This window comes from Acinetobacter sp. ABJ_C5_2 (assembly GCF_044538485.1).
In the GTDB taxonomy this organism is placed as follows: Bacteria; Pseudomonadota; Gammaproteobacteria; order Pseudomonadales; family Moraxellaceae; genus Acinetobacter; species Acinetobacter nosocomialis_A.
In genome coordinates this window covers 332,776-350,873 of record NZ_JBIUCS010000001.1, presented here as the reverse complement: position 1 = coordinate 350,873, position 18,098 = coordinate 332,776, and the positions used below count along the sequence as shown (strand labels likewise).

Below are 18,098 nucleotides of genomic sequence, written 5' to 3'. Positions count from 1 at the left end.
TCCAACATGAGTGTTTATAGAACAGCAGCAGGATAAGAACCTAAAATACGAAGCTCTTTCACCATTGGACGAATATCATTGATTGCAGCAGCAACATTCTCTTGATCGATATGACCTTCTAAATCGATAAAGAATACATATGCCCATTTTTCAGGTAATGCTGGACGAGTCTCAATACTTGTTAAGCTAATATTATGTTTTGCAAACGGCGCTAAAATTTCTAATAAAGCACCTGCACGGTCATGTGCCGAAATTAATAACGATGTTTTGTCATTGCCACTTTGTGGAATTTTTTCACGGCCAATCACTAAGAAACGAGTGGTATTTTCTGGATTATCTTCAATATTGCTATGTAAGATTTCAAGGTTATACATACCTGCTGCAATATCAGATGCAATTGCTGCTGAGTGCCATTCGTTGCGAATACGGCGTGCAGCTTCTGCATTTGAGTTTAAAGCAACACGTTCAACACCTGGATAATGCGCATCTAACCACTGGCGGCATTGAGCCAAAGTTTGTTGGTGTGCATAAATCTGTTTAATACTGTCTTTACGCGTATTTTCAGAGACTAGGAATTGATGATGAATACGCAATTCAACTTCACCAATTACATTTAAATTCGATGTTTTAAAGCAGTCTAAAGTATGGTTCACAATACCTTCAGATGAGTTTTCAACCGGAACCACACCATAATGTGCACTACCCGCTTCGACTTCACGGAACACTTCATCAATTGTTGGTAATGGACGAACAACTGCATCTTTACCAAAATGCTTAAGTACAGCAGATTGAGTAAAAGTACCTTCTGGTCCTAAAAATGCAATGCTTTGCGGCGCTTCTAAAGCAAGGCAAGCAGACATAATTTCACGGAACAGACGCGCCATAGTGACATCAGATAAAGGCCCCTGATTGCGCTCCATAACTTTACGTAAAACTTGCGCTTCACGCTCAGGACGATAAAACAAAGGATTCTCTTCGGAAGCAAATTTAGCTTTAGCAACAGCTTCAGCAAGGCTTGCGCGGCGATTTAATAATTCTTGAATCTGTTGATCTACGCTATCAATATCTTCGCGAATTTGTTCTAAACTAAGAGAAGTCGTTTTGTTTTGATCATCGTTGATCATTGGAATGCAGCCTCAGCAAAATCATCTTTTAAACGAGAGTATAACAATAGTCGGCTTTGATTTGTTAGGCAATATCGGTGTATTGGCTTTTTTCGTTAATCGCTCTCGAACCTGTCTATAAGATTACTTTATTTGATAATGATTTTCATTTATTATTTTACTTACTCTATTTCTTATCGGTATTTTTAAAACTCTACTCAGCAATAGATGACAAATCTGTATCCGCTTTTCTCATAAGCACTTATGTTTGCTTCATGTCAAAACCTAGAAAGCTATAAATCTTTAATTGATGAGTAGAAGCACAAGACTACTGAATAAAAAATTACTCAACTTTTAAAACGATTATTTCGTTGTTCTTAAAGATAGACCTCTTAATGCATAGATTGGTTATACTGACCCAATATGTCATAACAACAGTAAAATAGAATGAATAAAATTATTGTTTTAGGCTTATTGAGCCTTATGAGTTTTAGTTTAACGGCTTGTGGCGGTTGTCCAATAATCGCCGGATGCAATGGTAGGGATAATTCTCCGTACTATATGACGACTATCAACAATCAAGTTCGTGGTATTCCAATCCCAGCCCAAACTAAGCTGACCTATCAGTCGCAACACTTCAGGCAGAAATTTGAGCAAACACATGCTTTAAAAGAGAAAAATTTATCCGGCATTACTTTACCAGAAAATACAGCAATCATTTGGGGTGGCATGCCAGTAGACATGTTTATACAGTTTTCTAATCCCGAAATGAAAGGCTTTTCGGTCTATCCAGCACGAGGATTTAAAGCAGAATTATCAAACGAGTTTTTACGTCTATGGAAAAGCTGTGAAAGTGATTTAAACATTAACTTAAAGAATTCAAATGACTGGTCATTTAATCCTGAAAATATGAAAATAACGGGTTGTGGTGTCGTCTTTCAAGAACGTAGTGAATACACTGAAGATTCATTTCATCAAGATGAAGCCGATGAGTTTTTAAGAAAGATCAATCAGGCCTTACATCAGTTACCCAAACAACAAGACTATCCTGTCATTCATCGAACTAACAAATAGGTAATATAAAAAAGCCTACTCAAAGGTAGGCTTTTTTTGAAACTATTTAATTAGGCTTTGCCAATTAATCCACGCGCTACGATTTCTTTCATAATTTCATTTGTACCACCGTAAATACGCTGAATACGAGCATCTACAAAGAAACGTGAAATTGGATATTCGGTCATATAGCCATAACCACCAAAAAGTTGCAGCAAGTTGTCAGCCACTTTCATTTGCATATCTGTACTGAAGCTTTTAAGCGCCGCTGCAGTTTCAACATCAAGTTTACCTTCTTGATATAGAGCAACGTTTCTCTCATAAAAAGCAGCTGTAGCAAGCTCATCAATTTTTGCTTGTGCCAGAACAAAACGCGTATTTTGGAACTGTGAAATAGGTTGCCCAAATGCATGACGCTCTTTTACATAAGCAGTTGCCAAATCAATTGCACCACGAATAGCGCCAATTGCGGTAGATGCAATAGCGGTACGCTCACGTGGTAACTCTTGCATTAAATAAGCAAAACCTTGTCCAGCTTGACCGAGTAACTGGTTTTTAGGAACCTTAACATTGTCAAAAAATAGCTCAGAAGTATCTTGAGAATGCAGACCGATTTTGTCTAGGTTGGTACCTTTCTTAAAGCCTTCCAGATGAGTATCTGCCAATAATAACGACACCCCTTTCGCACGCGCTTGAGGATCAGTTTTTACTGCAAGCACCACAAGGTCAGCATGTTGCCCATTTGAAATAAATGTTTTAGAACCATTTAGCAAATAATGGTCATCTTGCAAAATGGCACTGGTACGCATTGATTGTAAGTCTGAACCAGCACCCGGTTCCGTCATACCAATTGCCCCAACCACTTCACCAGTTACCATTTTCGGCAACCAGTATTGCTTTTGCTCTTCTGTCCCAATATGTAAAATATAAGGTGCAGCAATTTCAGAGTGACAAGAAATAGCCGTTGATAATGCACAAAAACCGGCTCGAGCAGACTCTTCAACTAACATTAATGAATAGTAAGTTGGAACGCCATAACCACCGTATTCTTCTGGAACATCTACACATAAAAAGCCATTTTCGCCCAGTTGATTCCACACTGAACGCGGCATAATTCCTTCACGTTCCCATTGCTCGTAATGTGGAGCAATATGCTCATTCATAAAACGTTTAAAATTATCACGGAATAATTCTAAATCTGCATCATATGCCAACATAATATTTTCCTTCGGCTTTATTGTTTTATCGAATCTCATTGCTGTGCATGCTAATCATTTTTTTAGTTACTGTCATGGCATAGCTGCTCATTTAAACTGTACTTTTCAGTCAGCCAATAAAAAAGGAAGCTTAGCCTCCTTTTTTATTACGATAAATGATTAGTGAGATGCCTCAGCAATTACACTTTTTTGCTCAAGCATTTTTCTATCTACTTCATCTGGATTATTCAGTGCATCATTTAGTTTATCTTTATCTAATGCACCAACCCATTTTGCAACCACAATCGTTGCTAGAGAGTTACCAACAAGGTTGGTTAAAGCACGTGCTTCTGACATGAAACGGTCAATACCTAAAATCAATGCCAAACCTGCAACTGGAATATGACCTACTGCAGACAAAGTTGCAGCCATAACAATAAAGCCAGAACCCGTTACACCCGCCGCACCTTTAGATGAAATTAAAAGTACCAAAAGCAAAGTAATTTGATGCTGGATATCAAGCTGCGTATTTGTTGCCTGAGCAATAAAAATTGCAGCCATCGTCAAATAAATTGAAGTACCATCAAGGTTAAATGAATAACCTGTTGGGATGACTAAACCAACCACAGACTTTTCACAACCTGCGATTTCAAGCTTACGTAGCATACGTGGCAAGACCGACTCAGAAGAAGATGTACCGAGTACAATTAAGAGTTCTTCACGAATCAAACGCACCATCTTAAGAATACTAAATCCACTTAAACGGCTGATCGTTCCTAATACCAAGAAAATAAATAATAAACAGGTAATGTAGAAACAGAGGATGAGCTGACCTAGCTGTACCAGTGAACCCACACCATATTTACCAATGGTAAACGCCATTGCCCCGAACGCACCTAGTGGAGCAAGCTTCATAATCATATTTACAATGTTAAAGAACACATGTGCAATTTGATCAATTAACTTTAATACTGGACGTCCTGCATCACCTAACTTATGCAGTGCAAAGCCAAATAGAATTGCAAAAAGAAGGACCTGTAAGATTTCACCATTTGCAAATGCACCCACCACTGTATCTGGGATGATATGCATTAAGAAATCAACGGTAGATTGTGACTCACCAGAAGTGACGTATTTTTGGATACCTGAAGTGTCCAGAGTCGCAGGATCAATATTCATTCCTACGCCTGGCTTTGCAATGTTAATCACCACAAGGCCAATCAGAAGTGCGATTGTTGAAACGATCTCGAAGTATAACAACGCAACACCGCCAGTTTTACCAACTGACTTCATACTTTCCATACCAGCGATACCACTGACCACTGTACAGAAAATAACAGGTGCGATGATCATTTTAATCAAACGAATAAAAGCATCACCTAATGGCTTGAGTTGCTCACCTAAACCTGGAATATGATGTTCGACACCATTAACAATTTGCGTTGTACTTGGTGAGAAATGCCCTACCAAAACACCCGCAATAATCGCAATAATCACTTGAAAATAAAGTGATTTATAAATCGGTTTTTTAGCCATAACTTTACTTCAATCTATATTTCCAAGTCCGTTGGAAATATCAAAATGAAACGTCTATTCTTTACGAATACACAGCCCTAACCTTTCACATGAACACCGCAAAAGGGAAATGGTTTTTTAATAACAAAAAACCTTCCTACTACCTCAACGAAAACAAAAAAGCTGTTTTCTAAAACAGGAGAATACCTGAAGTTTCCAACCACTTTGAGTAGCCAGAAATAACCTCTTACTTTTTCAATAAAAAGCTGAAGATATAGGAGAATCACAGAAAATTATGATATGAGTGCTCAAAAAAGCACATGAAAGTTTACTCGAATTAAATCACGATTCGGTTAAAATTTTGGCTAATACGCACAAAAAATACTCATGCAGCCTTAAGACTTTAGTATGAGAAACACTTTTGATATTTTTTCAGCAGATTTTTATGTCATATTGATAAGTCCTTGTAGACATTTCATTTTGAGCTGCCTACCCCTTATTTTTACTGTTTTGAATTGCCATGAATACTAAACGTAATATCTATAAAGATGCTGAACATCCCTTTGCGCAATATGTCCGTATTTTAGGTAAGGGGAAAACCGGATCTCGATCACTGAGTTATGAAGAAGCCTATCAAGCTTTTACCATGATTTTAAAAGGCGAAGTTCTTGATGTTCAGTTGGGTGCTTTTTTAATGCTACTACGTGTTAAAGAAGAGTCCATTGATGAGCTTGCGGGCTTTGTACAAGCCACCAAAGACCAACTTAATTTTCAACCTTTAGACGTTGACCTAGACTGGTCATCTTATGCAGGCAAGCGTAAACATTACCCTTGGTTTTTATTGGCTGCCCTGACACTTGCTCATCACGGCTATAAAATCGTCATGCACGGCGCTTCTGGACATACGATTAACCGAGTCTATACCGAACAAGTTTTGGAATATTTAGATTATAAAATTTGCCATTCTGAACAAGAAGTACGCACACAGTTAGCAGAACGGAATTTTGCTTACTTACCTTTAGAGGTGATTTCACCCGTTTTAAGTGATTTAATTTCTTTAAGAAATGTCATGGGTTTACGCTCTCCTATTCATACTTTAGCCCGTCTGATTAACCCATTTAATGCGAAAGCAACCTTACAAGCGATATTCCATCCGGCTTATAGAACCTCTCATCAGCATAGTGCGCTTCGCTTAGGCTATCAAAATAGTGCAGTCATTAAAGGTGAAGGCGGTGAATTTGAGCGAAACCCAGATGCTAAAACACTCATTTGCGGTATTAAAAATGGTGAACTCTATGAACATGAGTTACCAAAGCTTACCCCTGAACGTAGCCCAATTGAAGAAGAGTTAGATTTAGCAACGTTTAAAGCTGTCTGGCTTGGTCAGCAGCATCATGAATATGGTGAAATGGCAGTAACAGAAACCATGGGTATTGCGTTATATACCATGGGTGTTGTTGCTAATTTTGAAGAAGCGATGCAAAAAGCAAAAGTATTATGGGAAACACGAAATACAAACTCAGAAGGCTAAATATAGCCCATTCAGCCTTATATAGCATGTTTTTCCTATATCACTGCATATAGGCTTTTATTACTTTTGAAGGATCAAAAGTAACCAAAAATCCTCTGTATCACTGACGATACTTCCTTGTATCGCAGTGATACGGGCGACATCCATGTCGCCCACTCGATAGCAAATACTAACTAAGATTTATTTGAAAAGTGATTTTAAACAAAACGAATCGGTTTAAACTCAGGTTCATGCTTGTGATGATCATCATCACACTCTTCACCCTCTTCTTTCGTTCCGCGGTCAATATAACCACTACGCTGCTCTTCCGGTAAGTTCTTTAACTCCCAAGCAATCACAGCTTGCATACATGTTTCGCGCTGTTCTTTCGTTAAAACAACACCATTTGGCCATTTACCAATTTCTACTGCTGTTTTTAAACGCTCTACAATTTCAGGGTTTAAAACAGATAGCATTTGTTCAATATTCATGATTCATCTCTTTGAAAAGATTCAAAATCTTGGTTCCAACCCAGTTTGGTACGACAAGCCATATAGAAATCATAACCTGGTGGGTGTAATAAACTTAATTTAAATGGGTGTTTACGGATGTGCAAACTGTCGCCAACATTGAGCGATACGCTATGTTGACCATCTGCACTCACCATCGGTAACACTCGATTTTCGCGAATAACAATTTTAATTTCACTTTGCCCACCGACTACGATTGGGCGTGAAGATAATGTATGGGGGTGCATAGGGACTAATGCAATCGCATCCATACTCGGATGTAAAATTGGACCACCACCCGACAATGCATAAGCAGTTGATCCTGTCGGTGTCGACACAATTAAACCATCACTATGCTGACGGTAAACATATTGACCATCAATATTGAGTTCAAAGTCGATCATATGTACCGACTTACCTGAGTGTAGTACGACATCATTTAAAGCAATTGCGTCATAAATGACTTCGCCATTGGTACGTACTTCCATTTCAAGCAAGAAACGGCGATCAAGTTGGAAATGACCTTGTAATACCTGATCAAGTTTAAAAATAGCTTCCGCAGGCTTAATATCAGTTAAAAATCCTAAACGCCCACGGTTAATACCAATGACAGGTGTATTGTAGCGAACTAAAGCTCTAGCTGCATGAAGCAAAGAACCATCTCCACCTACTACAATCACCAGATCAGCAACTTCACCTAATAAGTGACGACTAACAACTTGTGCATGATCATAGGGCACTAATTCGGCAGTTTCCTGATCAAAAATGGGGTTTAGGCCTAAACTTAGCAAATGGTCATGAATTAAACATAGTGTTTCTACAACTGATGATTTATCCGGTCGACCAATTAACCCGACGTTTCTGAAGGACTTATGTGAAATTTGCACGAATGAGTAAGCTCCGCTGCGATTCTACGCTATCATAACATTAACCTGATTAATTTAAAAAAACATAACAACAAGATGCTGTAAAATTCAATCTAAGTTTTCCATTTATTCACAGTTTTATCATTGCAAATTGATGACAAGCTATCGCATCATTAACGTATTGTTTAGGGTTTTATCTCATTTATATGAAGTTTGAACGTGGTATCGGTTTCTTCGCACTAATTTTTTCCATATTGGTGATTGGTGCTTTTATTGCTCTTAGTATCTATCTGATTCGTTTAGATAATATTATCCGTGAAAAATTTGAAGGACAGCGCTGGGACATTCCTGCCAAAGTGTTCGCTCGGCCTTTGGAAATTTATAATAATGCACCTATTACTCAAGCAAATTTTACCCAAGAATTAAAATTATTAGGTTACAAAACTTCAAGTAATTATGACAAGTCTGGAACCTTTGTTGCTCAAGGTAGCAACATGTATGTACATACTCGCGGTTTCGACTATGGTGATAGTGTAGAACCTGAACAAGTTTTAGAACTTAGTTTTGCAAACGACCAAGTTGCAGAGGTACGCAGTACCAAGCCTTCTTCAACAGGTGTGGCTCGTTTAGAACCTATGCTGATTGGGGGAATTTATCCTCAGCATAATGAAGACCGCGTTCTAATCAAACTCAATAATGTTCCTAAACCCCTCATTGAAGCTTTAATTTCTACAGAAGACCGTAATTTCTACCACCACCACGGTATTTCAATTCGTGGTACGGCCCGTGCTTTGGTGAGTAATGTAACTGGAGGACGTCGCCAAGGTGGTTCAACCCTGACACAACAGTTAGTTAAAAACTTCTACCTTACACCTGAACGCACATTAAAACGTAAAGTAAATGAAGCTCTAATGGCTTTACTCATTGAGTTGCATTACAGCAAAGATGAAATTTTAGAAGCTTATTTAAATGAAGTAAATTTAGGCCAAAACGGTAACTATTCAATTAATGGTTATGGCTTAGCTTCACAGTTTTATTTTGGTTTACCACTTCGTGAACTGAATGTCGCGCAACAAGCTTATTTAGTCGGTTTGGTTCAAGGTCCATCTTTATATAACCCTTGGAAAAACCCTGAAGGAGCAAAAAATCGTCGCGATACAGTATTAAATAACATGCGTGTAATGGGTTATTTAACTCAAGCAGAATATGAAACTGAAATCGCGCGTCCTTTAAATGTGCTAAGCAAACCAAGCTTAGGTCCTGCAAAATTCCCTGACTTCTTAGATATTGTGCGTCGTCAGTTACGTACCGAATATCAAGAAAGTGATTTAACCAATCAAGGATTACGTATTTTTACGACCTTGGACCCTATTGCTCAAACTCAGGTTCAAGATGCATTTAAAGCTTCTGTAGAACGTCTGACTCAAAGCAACCCTGCCCGCTTGAAAAACTTGCAAGGTGCGGTACTGATTGCACATCCTGAAAATGGTGAGTTAATTGCAGCCGTTGGCTCAACTCAAGACTTTACTGGTTTTAACCGTGCTTTAGATGCAAAACGTCAAGTCGGTTCTTTATTGAAGCCAGTGATTTATTTAAGTGCGATTGAGTCTGGACGTTATAACTGGGCAAGTAAAATTGAAGATGCACCAATCAGTATTCCTGTAGACGGCGGTAAAAGCTGGACACCGAAAAACTATAGTGGCGGTGGTCATGGCATTGTAAGTTTAAGTGAAGCCTTAGCAAACTCTTATAACCTTTCTGCTGTTCGTATAGGTCAAGAATTTGGGTTATCTACATTTACCAACAACTTAAGAAAATTTGGCGTTGAATCACCAATTCCTGCCTACCCCTCTATTTTCCTTGGTGCAGTTAATATGTCGCCAATGGAAGTGCTCGGTATTTACGAAAACTTCGCTACAGGTGGTTTCAAATATCCAACTCGTGCGATTCGCTCTGTGGTAGATGCCAATGGCCGTTTACTTGATCGTTATGGTCTAAATGTACAACAAACGATTGATCCATCTGTTGGTTATATCATGAACTACGGCCTTCAACAGGTCATGTCTTCAGGTACAGGCCGTGCAGCGTACAATAGCTTACCTCCTGCGTTAAAATTGGCTGGTAAATCAGGTACGACTAACGATACACGTGACTCATGGTTTGCCGGTTATTCGGGTAACCATGTCGCTGTAGTATGGTTAGGTCTAGATGACAACAAAGTGACTGGCTTAACAGGTTCATCTGGTGCATTACCGGTATGGATTAATGTGATGAAACAATTACGTCAAACACCGGTAAATTTACGTCAGCCAGACACTGTACAGTGGCAATGGATTGACCATGCAACAGGTGATTTATCAGCACAGGCTTGTGCTGGTGCGATGTATATCCCTATGCTGACGCATACAGTGCCGCATCGTGCTACGCCATGTGGAGCACCGTATTATCAAGTTGATCCAACATACGCACCACAAAGTGATAACACAGCACCAGCTTCTCAACCGGATAATAGCGATAGCTATATTCGTGAGAGTGAAAATCAGATGGAACAAGATCTGTCGAATAACTCACATGTGATTTCTAGTGGTAGTTATAACAACTAAGCGTTGACAGGAAACAGGATATGTTAAAGAAAGGTGTTTTTTATATTGGTGCTGTACTTATGGTCGGCTGTACAACTTTACCGGATCATTCAGCTCCCAAAGAGAAAACACCGCCTGTTACCGAGAAAAAGAATACTGAGACGCCGTCTGGTGTAAAAATTACACCTTATGATCATCCAGATATTCAACGTAAAAGTTTACAAGTGATTGTTCCTCAGCAGAAAAAGTCCCAACGCTTTAATGATGATGGAAGCCAGTTACCTGCTTTTAAAACGTTAATGCAAAAAACTGAGCAAGCTTACAAAAACCAGCAATGGTCGGAGGCTGAGCGCTATGCCCTTCAAGCGCAGCGTTTAGCACCACAGGCGGCTGAGACTTATTTATTTCTTGCACTCACGGCAAATCATAAACAGCAATATGCTAATGCTGAATCTCTTGCTAGACGTGGTTTAAGCTTTGCTCAAAGCCAAGCAATGAAAAAACAGCTTTGGCTAACCATTTTAAAAGCTGGGCAACAACGCAATAACCCAAAAACTGTTCAGGAAGCACAGCAAGCATTAAAAGTGCTCTAGCTTTTAATGCTTTTATGTCTTATTAAAAATTACGAATACCTGCCAAGCCATACGCACCATGTTGTTGTGCTGTGGCTAAATCATCAGGACTCATGCCTCCCAAAGCAAATACGGGAATCTGGCATTTCTCAATCAAGTCAGTTAAACGATCCCATCCTAATGCGCTCGCATCTGGATGGGTTTCTGTTACTTTGACAGGACTTACAAAAACAGCATCACAGCCAATTTGCTGAGCATGCTGTAAAGAAACTGCATCGTGGCAAGCGGCAATAAAACGTACTCCCACCTCTAAGTCACCTTTATGCAAACTCATTAATTGAGACTGCTTAAGATGAACCGTTTTTATATGATTTTTTAACACAGGTTTTAGCTGGTGCCAAACATCGATATTCACGATTAATTTTGAAAGCTGATCTGTATCTAAAAGAGCTAATTTTTCTAGATTATCCTCACTAACATTATCTTTTTCACTACGCCAATACATTAAAGTTTCATCATTTTCGGTTGGTGTCAGCGTAGAGTTAATTTTAATAAAATGCGGCCAATACAATCTTTTAATAATGTCTTTATTGGCTGTCGGGAAGTTTAAGTTAACTAGCTGTTCACGTGTATACCATGCCCAAGGCTGATGAATAAGATTTAGTAACTCATCAGGTACATAGCTATGAAATAAATGAAGGTTGACGATAATGTCTTCATATTCATGGTGAATATAATCAAATTGATGCCAATCTTTTAAACCAATGCCGACTTCTTCATAAATTTCACGGCGGCAAGCTTCTTCTGGTGTTTCACCCTGCTCAACCTTTCCTCCAGGAAACTCATGCTTTCCACCTTGATGCTGCTGTTCTCCACGCCATCCAACTAATATTTTTCCGCGATGAATTAAGATAGCTATTGCGACATCGACTATCGGTTTAGGCATTTTTCTACTCACTCAAATTTTTCCCAAGTGTAAGCAAATTTTATCAATTTATAAATTCTTTAAAATCTCATTGACAGATCTATTCGATAATGATTATCATTTAAATCGTTCAAGAATATACCACGGAGCACAACAAATGAACGCACCTTTTAGCTTATTTACTCGTAACACTGACTCAGCTCATGCCTTACCAATGCTGCATTCTAACAACCTATTTGTATTAGGTCGTGAAATTCGAATTATGCATGCTGGCGAGGAATACCGCTTACGCCTTACTCGCAATAACCGTCTCATTTTAACTAAATAAAAACGATCCTCGCGTTTCAATAATATTCGTGGGAAAACAAAAAATGGATAGCATGGGCAACCATGCTATTTTTGTATTTCATGATTAAAAGGCAATGTCACTTCAACTTTTAAACCACCTTGGCTTGCATGCATAAATTGCAGTTCACCACCATGGAGTTGAATAATTTTTTTAGTAATTGACAGCCCTAATCCTGAGCCTTGCTGCTGTGTACCTAATACACGAAAAAAACGCTGTCCTAGACGTCTTAAAACCTCATCATCTACACCATTTCCAGTGTCTTCTATAGAAATTTTCAGTTGTTGCTGGAACTGACTGAGTTCAACATGAATAAATCCCAAAGTAGAACTATAGCGAATAGCATTATCAAATAGATTTCTAAAAGCAATAAACAGTAATTCTTCGTTCGCCAACATTTTAGTTTCATTTGACAAAATATTTGTCTCAATCACCATTTGTTTGGCTTGTGCATCAATATTTACAGTTTCAACTACTCGAGCCAATACATGGTTTAAATCAATCACACTCTTAAAAAGATCGGGCTGCTCTGTTTCATTAGGCTCCAAACGTGCCAGAAGGAGTAAATTTTCAAGAATTTTTGTACTTCTTGAAACGTCTTCTTGGATGCGTTCAAAGTCTTGGTCAAGCTCTGGAACATGCTGATATTTGCGTTGTAAAACCTGAAGGCGCATTTGTATGGCAGATAACGGAGAACGTAACTCATGCGAAGCATCTGCGGTAAAGCGCTGTTCAGCAACAAGTGCTCTTTGAAGTCTTGCAAGTAACTGGTTTAAAGCATCTATAACAGGTTGGATTTCTGTAATGACATCTGGGTCTTGAATAGGCTCTAAATTTGATGCAGTTTTTTGAGCAATACGTTTAGAGAGTAGATTGAGAGCTGCCAATTGTTGTTCGGTACGCCAACTTACAATCACCCATTGTAATAACCAGAACAAAACCATAAGACCGCTATATCCAGCAAGAGCTTTAAGTACCTCTTCTACACGAGTACTCATGGGCTGAAAGACTTCAACTTGCAACTCTGAATCTTTTTGTTGTGTGGCCAGACTACGCCATAACTGACCATCAAACCAAAAGTATGAAAAACCTTTTGATAAATTGCCTTGTTCAAAAAGTTCGTGTTGATAGGTATGAGAATGAGTAAGCAATTGACCAGAGTTTAATAATTCATATTGAATATCAAATTCATCACTGAGCTCGTCAAACTGTTTCATAGAATGTTTAGAGAGATCAGAAACCAGCAAGGTATCTGAAATTTCATCCATGATTTCATCTTGCACTGACATGTTGTGATAAATCGAAAATATGGTGAGTAAACTTAATGCCAATAACCCCACCACCACACTACTCCACATCGTGGTTTTAACCAGTTGGGATTGCAAAGAGGAACGATTCGATTTCATTTTAAATCTCCCATACGGTAGCCTAGTCCCCGTATGGTTTTAATACTGCTACTTCCGATTTTTTTTCGAAGTTGATAAATAAAAACTTCTATCGCATTACTTTCAATCTCGTCACCCCATGCATAGAGCGCTTCTTCTAACTGATCACGCGTAATAATATGTTCAGGATGAACCATCAGCTTGCGTAAGATTTGGAACTCTTTTGCTGTTAAATCGATCGAATTGCCAGCAAATAATACAACTTTCGCTTGAGTATCGAGGTGTAAATCTCCCCATGTTAAAACCGATTGCTGGCTCAAAGTTTGTTTGCGTAATTGAGCGCGGATACGGGCTGATAACTCTTCTAAGCTAAAAGGTTTAACTAAGTAGTCATTTGCACCTAAATCTAGCCCCTCTACTCGGTCCTGAATGCTGTCACGTGCTGTAATAAAAATGACAGGTACATTTTTTTGTTTATAACGGATTGTGGTTAGAACTTTTTCACCCGCGAGTTGCGGTAGGCCTCGATCAAGCAAAATACAGTCATAGTCATGCTGCTCAATGGCAGTCAGGGCATAATCGCCTCTTTCAACCCAATCGACTTGATAACCATCTAACTCTAACCAAGATTGAATACTTTCCGCTTGAGAGCGATCATCTTCTGCAAGCAAAATTCTCATCTATTTTTCCTGTTATATTCTGACCTGATCTTGCCAAGCCTTTATTAAAAAAGCAAAGCCGCATCATTTGTGCGGCTATAAATCGTATAAGTAAAATCCAGTGTTAGAACTGGACTTGTTCTACATCAATTTCTACACGTTTTAACGGTTTAAGGTCTATATCGACTTCACCCACCAGACCAATATTAGTCGTTGGGGAAATAGGATGACCTTGCCAAAGTTCATCATCTACATCAATGGTAATAGTGCCCGTTTTATCACGGAACTGATATTTTTCATCCCCTAAAGATTTCACCACTTGGCCATGCAGTTTTACAGGCGTATTGTCTTTTGCTGTTAAAGCTTGCTTAACAGTCGTTACAGTTGCTGGAGTAATTGCTGCATGGTTCAAGGGTATATTTGCCATAACCATGCCAGCAGTTGCCAAACCAGCAGTCATCAAGATCACTTTAAATATTTTCATAAAATCACCTATTTGATTACATCTTGGAATGACATAAGTACAACAAGCATAGATGAGGTGAATCTTAAGAAAAATTTAATTTAAAGGCACAACGCGTAGTACCTCTTCTAAAGTGGTAAGTCCTTCTATGACTTTATGCGCTCCGGCAATTCTCAAAGGCTCTACACTTTCTTTTTTTGTTTGGCTTCTTAATTCATTTAATGTCGCATGACTACCAATCAAATGCTTCAGCTCAAGACTAACAGGCATAAACTCATAAATACCGACTCGACCTTTATAACCAGTATGTCGGCACTGCTCACACCCTACTGCTTGATAAACTTTTTCGGGCATTTCCATAATGTAGTCAAAGGTTAGGTGTTGCCATTCATCTTCATTAATATGAGTCTGTTGCTTACAGTGCGGACAAAGCTGTCGCACTAAACGCTGTGCCAATACACCTAAAATAGTCGCGGCTGTTAAAAAGGGTTGTACACCTAAATCGTGTAAACGGGTCAAACTAGACGGTGCATCATTGGTATGTAAAGTTGATAATACCAAATGGCCTGTGAGTGCAGCTTGAATGGCCATATTCGCAGTATCTTGGTCACGAATTTCCCCAATCATAATAATGTCGGGGTCTTGACGCATTAAAGCACGCACACCATCAGCAAAACCTAGATCAATCGCATTATTGACCTGCATTTGGTTAAAACTAGGCTCTAGCATTTCAATCGGGTCTTCAATGGTACAGACATTGACTTGATCAGTTGCGAGTTGCTTTAAAGAAGAATATAGCGTGGTGGTTTTACCAGAACCTGTGGGCCCAGTAACTAAAATAATGCCGTGACTATTTTGTGTAATGCGCTGCCATTGTTGTAATAAAGACTGATCAAAACCCAATTGCTGAAAAGAACGTACCAACACATCTGGATCAAAAATACGCATAACCAGTTTTTCACCAAATGCTGTTGGTAAGGTAGATAAACGGAGTTCAGTTTCTTGACCTTTAGGTGTGCGTGTTTTTAAGCGACCATCTTGCGGTTTACGCTTTTCCGCTACATTTAGCCGCCCTAAAATTTTAATTCGGGAAATCACAGCGGTCAGAGTATTTGAAGGCATGTTATAAATGGTGTGTAAAACGCCATCTATACGGAACCGAACTTTACCATTGTCTTTTCGTGGTTCCATGTGAATGTCACTGGCGCTTTGTTCAAACGCAAACTGTAAAATCCAGTCCACCAATTTTACAATGTGTTGATCATTGGCATCAGGGTTTTGGCTATCTCCAAGTTGTAAAAGCGCTTCTACCCCTTTGTTATCACGGTCATGAGCTGCGTCTTTCTGAGCTGAGTTTACTGCACGGCTAACCTGATAATATTCTCGCAAATAACGTTGCAACTGTTCGGGATTAAGAAATACCCGTTCAATTTTTTTCGGTGCCAGACTCCGTTCCAAATTGTTTAGCCAGTCTGTTTGAAAAGGCTGGTCTGTTCCTATCACAATTCGGTCCGCATGGACTTCTACAGCTAAAATGTGGTTTCGAATCGCAAACTCTTGTGACATGACTTGAGTTAAAGCGCTGACATCCGCTTTTAAAGGATCAATCACAAATAAAGGTAATTGTGCTCGATCGGCAAACCATTGGCACAGACGGTTTAAACTTAAATGCGCTTGTACGTGGTGTTGGTCTTTTAAATTAAAATGTGCAATCCACTGTAATGGATGCCATTTCAGTTGATCTTTTTGTCTATTTGTCGTTTGTACTAGTAATTTGTCACGCTCAGTAATACGACCTTCTTGTAATAATTGTTCTAGACACCAATGTGCGTCTATTTCTACATGTGCATTCATGTGTTATCCCCAATATATTTTTATAATATAGCAGAGATGTTTTAGATTTAACTGGCCTTAAAATCTTCAAATTTAGCTTTTAAATATCTTTTAACTTCAAATAATTAAACCAATTCTCAACTTGGTATTTTTTTGTGTCGTAGATCATATTTATAAAAATATTTATTGTGATAGTTTGATTAAAAAAGAGACTAGGCTCAATACAATAAAAAGCATAAACTGGACATGAATATATGATTTAAAAATGATTAACTTCTGTATATAACAATAAACCAAAGAGGAAGTATTATGAATCTTCCAATGACCATGTCATTACAAACCACATCTTTTGAAGAATTTATTACTATCATTGCTGCTGCATTAGGCTGCGGGTTATTAATTGGTCTGGAACGTGAAAGAAGCAAGCTCAAACACGAATATAAGACTTTTGCAGGTTTTCGTTCTTTTGCAATTAGTTCGCTACTCGGTGCAATCTGCTTTTTATTTGGTACTGAAATTGGAATTGTAGGCGCTCTACTTATTGGCGCAATCAGTATTGTCTCTCTTAAAAATCAGCCGAATGACCCCGGTGTAACTACCGAACTCGCCTTTATTATGACTTACTTTATAGGGGCACTTTGTATTTGGAATATCTCGTTAGCTGCGGGACTCGCCGTCATCATGACGATTATTTTGTTAGCAAAACAATCTATGCATGGTATTGCCAGTCAGTGGATTACCGAATTGGAATTGCGTGACGGGATTTTTTTACTTGCTCTACTTCTAATTGCCTTACCGTTAGTCCCCAATAAACCTTTTTGGGGGCCAGTTCTAAACCCACATGTGATTTTAAAATTACTGACTTTAATTTTATTTGTGCAAGCGCTCGCACATATTGCAAAGCGGTTGTTATCCTCTAAAAATGCTTTATTACTCTCTTCCTTAGCCTCTGGTTTCGTTTCAAGTACAGCCACTATCGCAAGTCTAGGTTTAGAAGTCCGTTCTGGTCGTGCAAATGCAAAAACAAATGCAGGTGCAGCCTTGATGTCGTGCGTTTCCACACTCATTCAGACCTTAATTATTGTGATTGGAATTAGCTTAGCATGGTTCAAATTCATTATATTTCCCACACTCATTGCATTGGCTTTTTTAGCAGTGTGGGCTTTTATTTTATTACGTAAGGCAGAACCAAGTACGACTTCACCCGAGCTAGACTCCAGAATGTTCAGCTTAAAAGAAGCGGTCATTATTGCCGGCACACTCACCCTCATTCAGGTAAGTGTTTATGGTCTAAGTCTATATTTAGGAGATGCGGGCTTAATTGCAGGGACCTTACTTGCCTCTTTATTCGAAATACATGCAGCAATTGCAGCAGTGATTGTACAAGGAGAACCGAATAACGCTCATACCTCACTACTCATTGCTTTTATGGGCGGTTTTGCTGTGCATGCGATTGCTAAGAGTATTAACTCAGCTATTTCAGGTGGAATACACTACGCCCTTGCTTTTATTCCTGCCCAACTGATTCATATGGCAATATTGATTAGCCTGCTATGGATGAACATACATTGGTTTTAAATC

The 18,098-nt window shown here is 38.8% G+C and carries 16 protein-coding genes; 6 read left to right on the top strand and 10 right to left on the bottom strand.

Translation table 11 applies throughout. The features are described 5' to 3' along the window. Nucleotides 1–14 precede the first annotated feature (14 nt). Nucleotides 15–1,124 carry a prephenate dehydratase gene (gene pheA, locus ACH8JV_RS01645; protein ID WP_002049199.1) on the bottom strand — a complete coding sequence of 370 codons (1,110 nt, stop codon included), beginning with the start codon at nt 1,122–1,124 and terminating at the stop codon, nt 15–17. Between the two features lie 426 nt (nt 1,125–1,550). On the opposite strand from pheA, the gene ACH8JV_RS01640 reads away from it, so the two are divergent. Then, the gene (locus ACH8JV_RS01640; RefSeq protein ID WP_396519359.1) at nt 1,551–2,177 is read left to right on the top strand and encodes a hypothetical protein; all 627 of its coding nucleotides are present in this window, start codon (nt 1,551–1,553) and stop codon (nt 2,175–2,177) included. Nucleotides 2,178–2,227: 50 nt separating this feature from the next. On the opposite strand, the gene ACH8JV_RS01635 is transcribed toward ACH8JV_RS01640, so the two are convergent. Together ACH8JV_RS01635 and ACH8JV_RS01630 are read right to left on the bottom strand one after the other, a co-directional pair. Then, complete coding sequence (locus ACH8JV_RS01635; protein WP_396519357.1) at nt 2,228–3,373, bottom strand: acyl-CoA dehydrogenase family protein; 1,146 nt, start codon at nt 3,371–3,373, stop codon at nt 2,228–2,230. A gap of 159 nt (nt 3,374–3,532) precedes the next feature. Then, nucleotides 3,533–4,888: a dicarboxylate/amino acid:cation symporter gene (locus ACH8JV_RS01630; RefSeq protein WP_002049312.1), complete on the bottom strand. Its 1,356-nt coding sequence runs from the start codon at nt 4,886–4,888 to the stop codon at nt 3,533–3,535. 499 nt (nt 4,889–5,387) lie between these two features. Here ACH8JV_RS01630 and ACH8JV_RS01625 point away from each other — a divergent pair, with 499 nt between their 5' ends. Then, a complete protein-coding gene (locus tag ACH8JV_RS01625) occupies nt 5,388–6,398 on the top strand; it encodes a glycosyl transferase family protein (protein WP_396519355.1) in 1,011 nt (336 codons plus the stop codon). 197 nt (nt 6,399–6,595) lie between these two features. On the opposite strand, the gene ACH8JV_RS01620 is transcribed toward ACH8JV_RS01625, so the two are convergent. Together ACH8JV_RS01620 and ACH8JV_RS01615 are read right to left on the bottom strand one after the other, a co-directional pair. Further along, nucleotides 6,596–6,868, bottom strand: a complete 273-nt coding sequence (locus ACH8JV_RS01620; protein WP_004643467.1) for a YeaC family protein — start codon at nt 6,866–6,868, stop codon at nt 6,596–6,598. After that, complete coding sequence (locus tag ACH8JV_RS01615; RefSeq protein ID WP_002049094.1) at nt 6,865–7,773, bottom strand: NAD(+) kinase; 909 nt, start codon at nt 7,771–7,773, stop codon at nt 6,865–6,867. The genes ACH8JV_RS01620 and ACH8JV_RS01615 overlap by 4 nt, the downstream gene beginning before the upstream one ends. A gap of 185 nt (nt 7,774–7,958) precedes the next feature. Here ACH8JV_RS01615 and mrcB point away from each other — a divergent pair, with 185 nt between their 5' ends. Both mrcB and ACH8JV_RS01605 read left to right on the top strand, forming a co-directional pair. Beyond that, nucleotides 7,959–10,355 carry a penicillin-binding protein 1B gene (gene mrcB / locus ACH8JV_RS01610; RefSeq protein ID WP_311069310.1) on the top strand — a complete coding sequence of 799 codons (2,397 nt, stop codon included), beginning with the start codon at nt 7,959–7,961 and terminating at the stop codon, nt 10,353–10,355. Between the two features lie 20 nt (nt 10,356–10,375). Beyond that, a complete protein-coding gene (locus ACH8JV_RS01605) occupies nt 10,376–10,927 on the top strand; it encodes a tetratricopeptide repeat protein (protein ID WP_396519353.1) in 552 nt (183 codons plus the stop codon). Between the two features lie 22 nt (nt 10,928–10,949). Here the strand turns inward: ACH8JV_RS01605 and ACH8JV_RS01600 are convergent, their stop codons facing one another. Continuing rightward, nucleotides 10,950–11,852, bottom strand: coding sequence for an NUDIX domain-containing protein (locus ACH8JV_RS01600; RefSeq protein WP_396519351.1), 903 nt, complete (start codon nt 11,850–11,852; stop codon nt 10,950–10,952). A 136-nt stretch (nt 11,853–11,988) separates the two neighbouring features. Here ACH8JV_RS01600 and hemP point away from each other — a divergent pair, with 136 nt between their 5' ends. Continuing rightward, nucleotides 11,989–12,159 carry a hemin uptake protein HemP gene (hemP, locus tag ACH8JV_RS01595; RefSeq protein ID WP_396519349.1) on the top strand — a complete coding sequence of 57 codons (171 nt, stop codon included), beginning with the start codon at nt 11,989–11,991 and terminating at the stop codon, nt 12,157–12,159. 65 nt (nt 12,160–12,224) lie between these two features. Here hemP and ACH8JV_RS01590 read toward each other — a convergent pair whose 3' ends face one another. From ACH8JV_RS01590 to ACH8JV_RS01575, 4 genes are all read right to left on the bottom strand, one after another. Next, complete coding sequence (locus ACH8JV_RS01590; RefSeq protein WP_396519347.1) at nt 12,225–13,583, bottom strand: sensor histidine kinase; 1,359 nt, start codon at nt 13,581–13,583, stop codon at nt 12,225–12,227. Beyond that, the gene (locus ACH8JV_RS01585; protein WP_263614170.1) at nt 13,580–14,242 is read right to left on the bottom strand and encodes a response regulator transcription factor; all 663 of its coding nucleotides are present in this window, start codon (nt 14,240–14,242) and stop codon (nt 13,580–13,582) included. Before ACH8JV_RS01585 ends, ACH8JV_RS01590 begins: the two co-directional genes overlap by 4 nt. Nucleotides 14,243–14,345: 103 nt before the next feature. Further along, nucleotides 14,346–14,705 (bottom strand): NirD/YgiW/YdeI family stress tolerance protein, encoded by a 360-nt coding sequence (locus ACH8JV_RS01580; RefSeq protein WP_263614171.1) that lies wholly within the window; start codon nt 14,703–14,705, stop codon nt 14,346–14,348. A gap of 75 nt (nt 14,706–14,780) precedes the next feature. Next, nucleotides 14,781–16,538, bottom strand: a complete 1,758-nt coding sequence (locus ACH8JV_RS01575; RefSeq protein ID WP_311086898.1) for an ATPase, T2SS/T4P/T4SS family — start codon at nt 16,536–16,538, stop codon at nt 14,781–14,783. A gap of 288 nt (nt 16,539–16,826) precedes the next feature. On the opposite strand from ACH8JV_RS01575, the gene ACH8JV_RS01570 reads away from it, so the two are divergent. After that, nucleotides 16,827–18,095, top strand: coding sequence for an MgtC/SapB family protein (locus ACH8JV_RS01570; protein ID WP_396519344.1), 1,269 nt, complete (start codon nt 16,827–16,829; stop codon nt 18,093–18,095). The last annotated feature ends 3 nt before the right edge of the window (nt 18,096–18,098 follow it).

Bases quoted from the DNA above. Each gene is read 5' to 3' on its own strand.
- ACH8JV_RS01600 (WP_396519351.1), bottom strand. From the start codon at position 11,852: ATGCCTAAACCGATAGTCGATGTCGCAATAGCTATCTTAATTCATCGC.
- ACH8JV_RS01590 (WP_396519347.1), bottom strand. From the start codon at position 13,583: ATGAAATCGAATCGTTCCTCTTTGCAATCCCAACTGGTTAAAACCACG.
- ACH8JV_RS01580 (WP_263614171.1), bottom strand. From the start codon at position 14,705: ATGAAAATATTTAAAGTGATCTTGATGACTGCTGGTTTGGCAACTGCT.
- ACH8JV_RS01605 (WP_396519353.1), top strand. From the start codon at position 10,376: ATGTTAAAGAAAGGTGTTTTTTATATTGGTGCTGTACTTATGGTCGGC.
- ACH8JV_RS01585 (WP_263614170.1), bottom strand. From the start codon at position 14,242: ATGAGAATTTTGCTTGCAGAAGATGATCGCTCTCAAGCGGAAAGTATT.
- ACH8JV_RS01620 (WP_004643467.1), bottom strand. From the start codon at position 6,868: ATGAATATTGAACAAATGCTATCTGTTTTAAACCCTGAAATTGTAGAG.
- pheA (WP_002049199.1), bottom strand. From the start codon at position 1,124: ATGATCAACGATGATCAAAACAAAACGACTTCTCTTAGTTTAGAACAA.
- ACH8JV_RS01570 (WP_396519344.1), top strand. From the start codon at position 16,827: ATGAATCTTCCAATGACCATGTCATTACAAACCACATCTTTTGAAGAA.
- ACH8JV_RS01575 (WP_311086898.1), bottom strand. From the start codon at position 16,538: ATGAATGCACATGTAGAAATAGACGCACATTGGTGTCTAGAACAATTA.
- ACH8JV_RS01630 (WP_002049312.1), bottom strand. From the start codon at position 4,888: ATGGCTAAAAAACCGATTTATAAATCACTTTATTTTCAAGTGATTATT.
- ACH8JV_RS01635 (WP_396519357.1), bottom strand. From the start codon at position 3,373: ATGTTGGCATATGATGCAGATTTAGAATTATTCCGTGATAATTTTAAA.
- ACH8JV_RS01625 (WP_396519355.1), top strand. From the start codon at position 5,388: ATGAATACTAAACGTAATATCTATAAAGATGCTGAACATCCCTTTGCG.
- hemP (WP_396519349.1), top strand. From the start codon at position 11,989: ATGAACGCACCTTTTAGCTTATTTACTCGTAACACTGACTCAGCTCAT.
- mrcB (WP_311069310.1), top strand. From the start codon at position 7,959: ATGAAGTTTGAACGTGGTATCGGTTTCTTCGCACTAATTTTTTCCATA.
- ACH8JV_RS01640 (WP_396519359.1), top strand. From the start codon at position 1,551: ATGAATAAAATTATTGTTTTAGGCTTATTGAGCCTTATGAGTTTTAGT.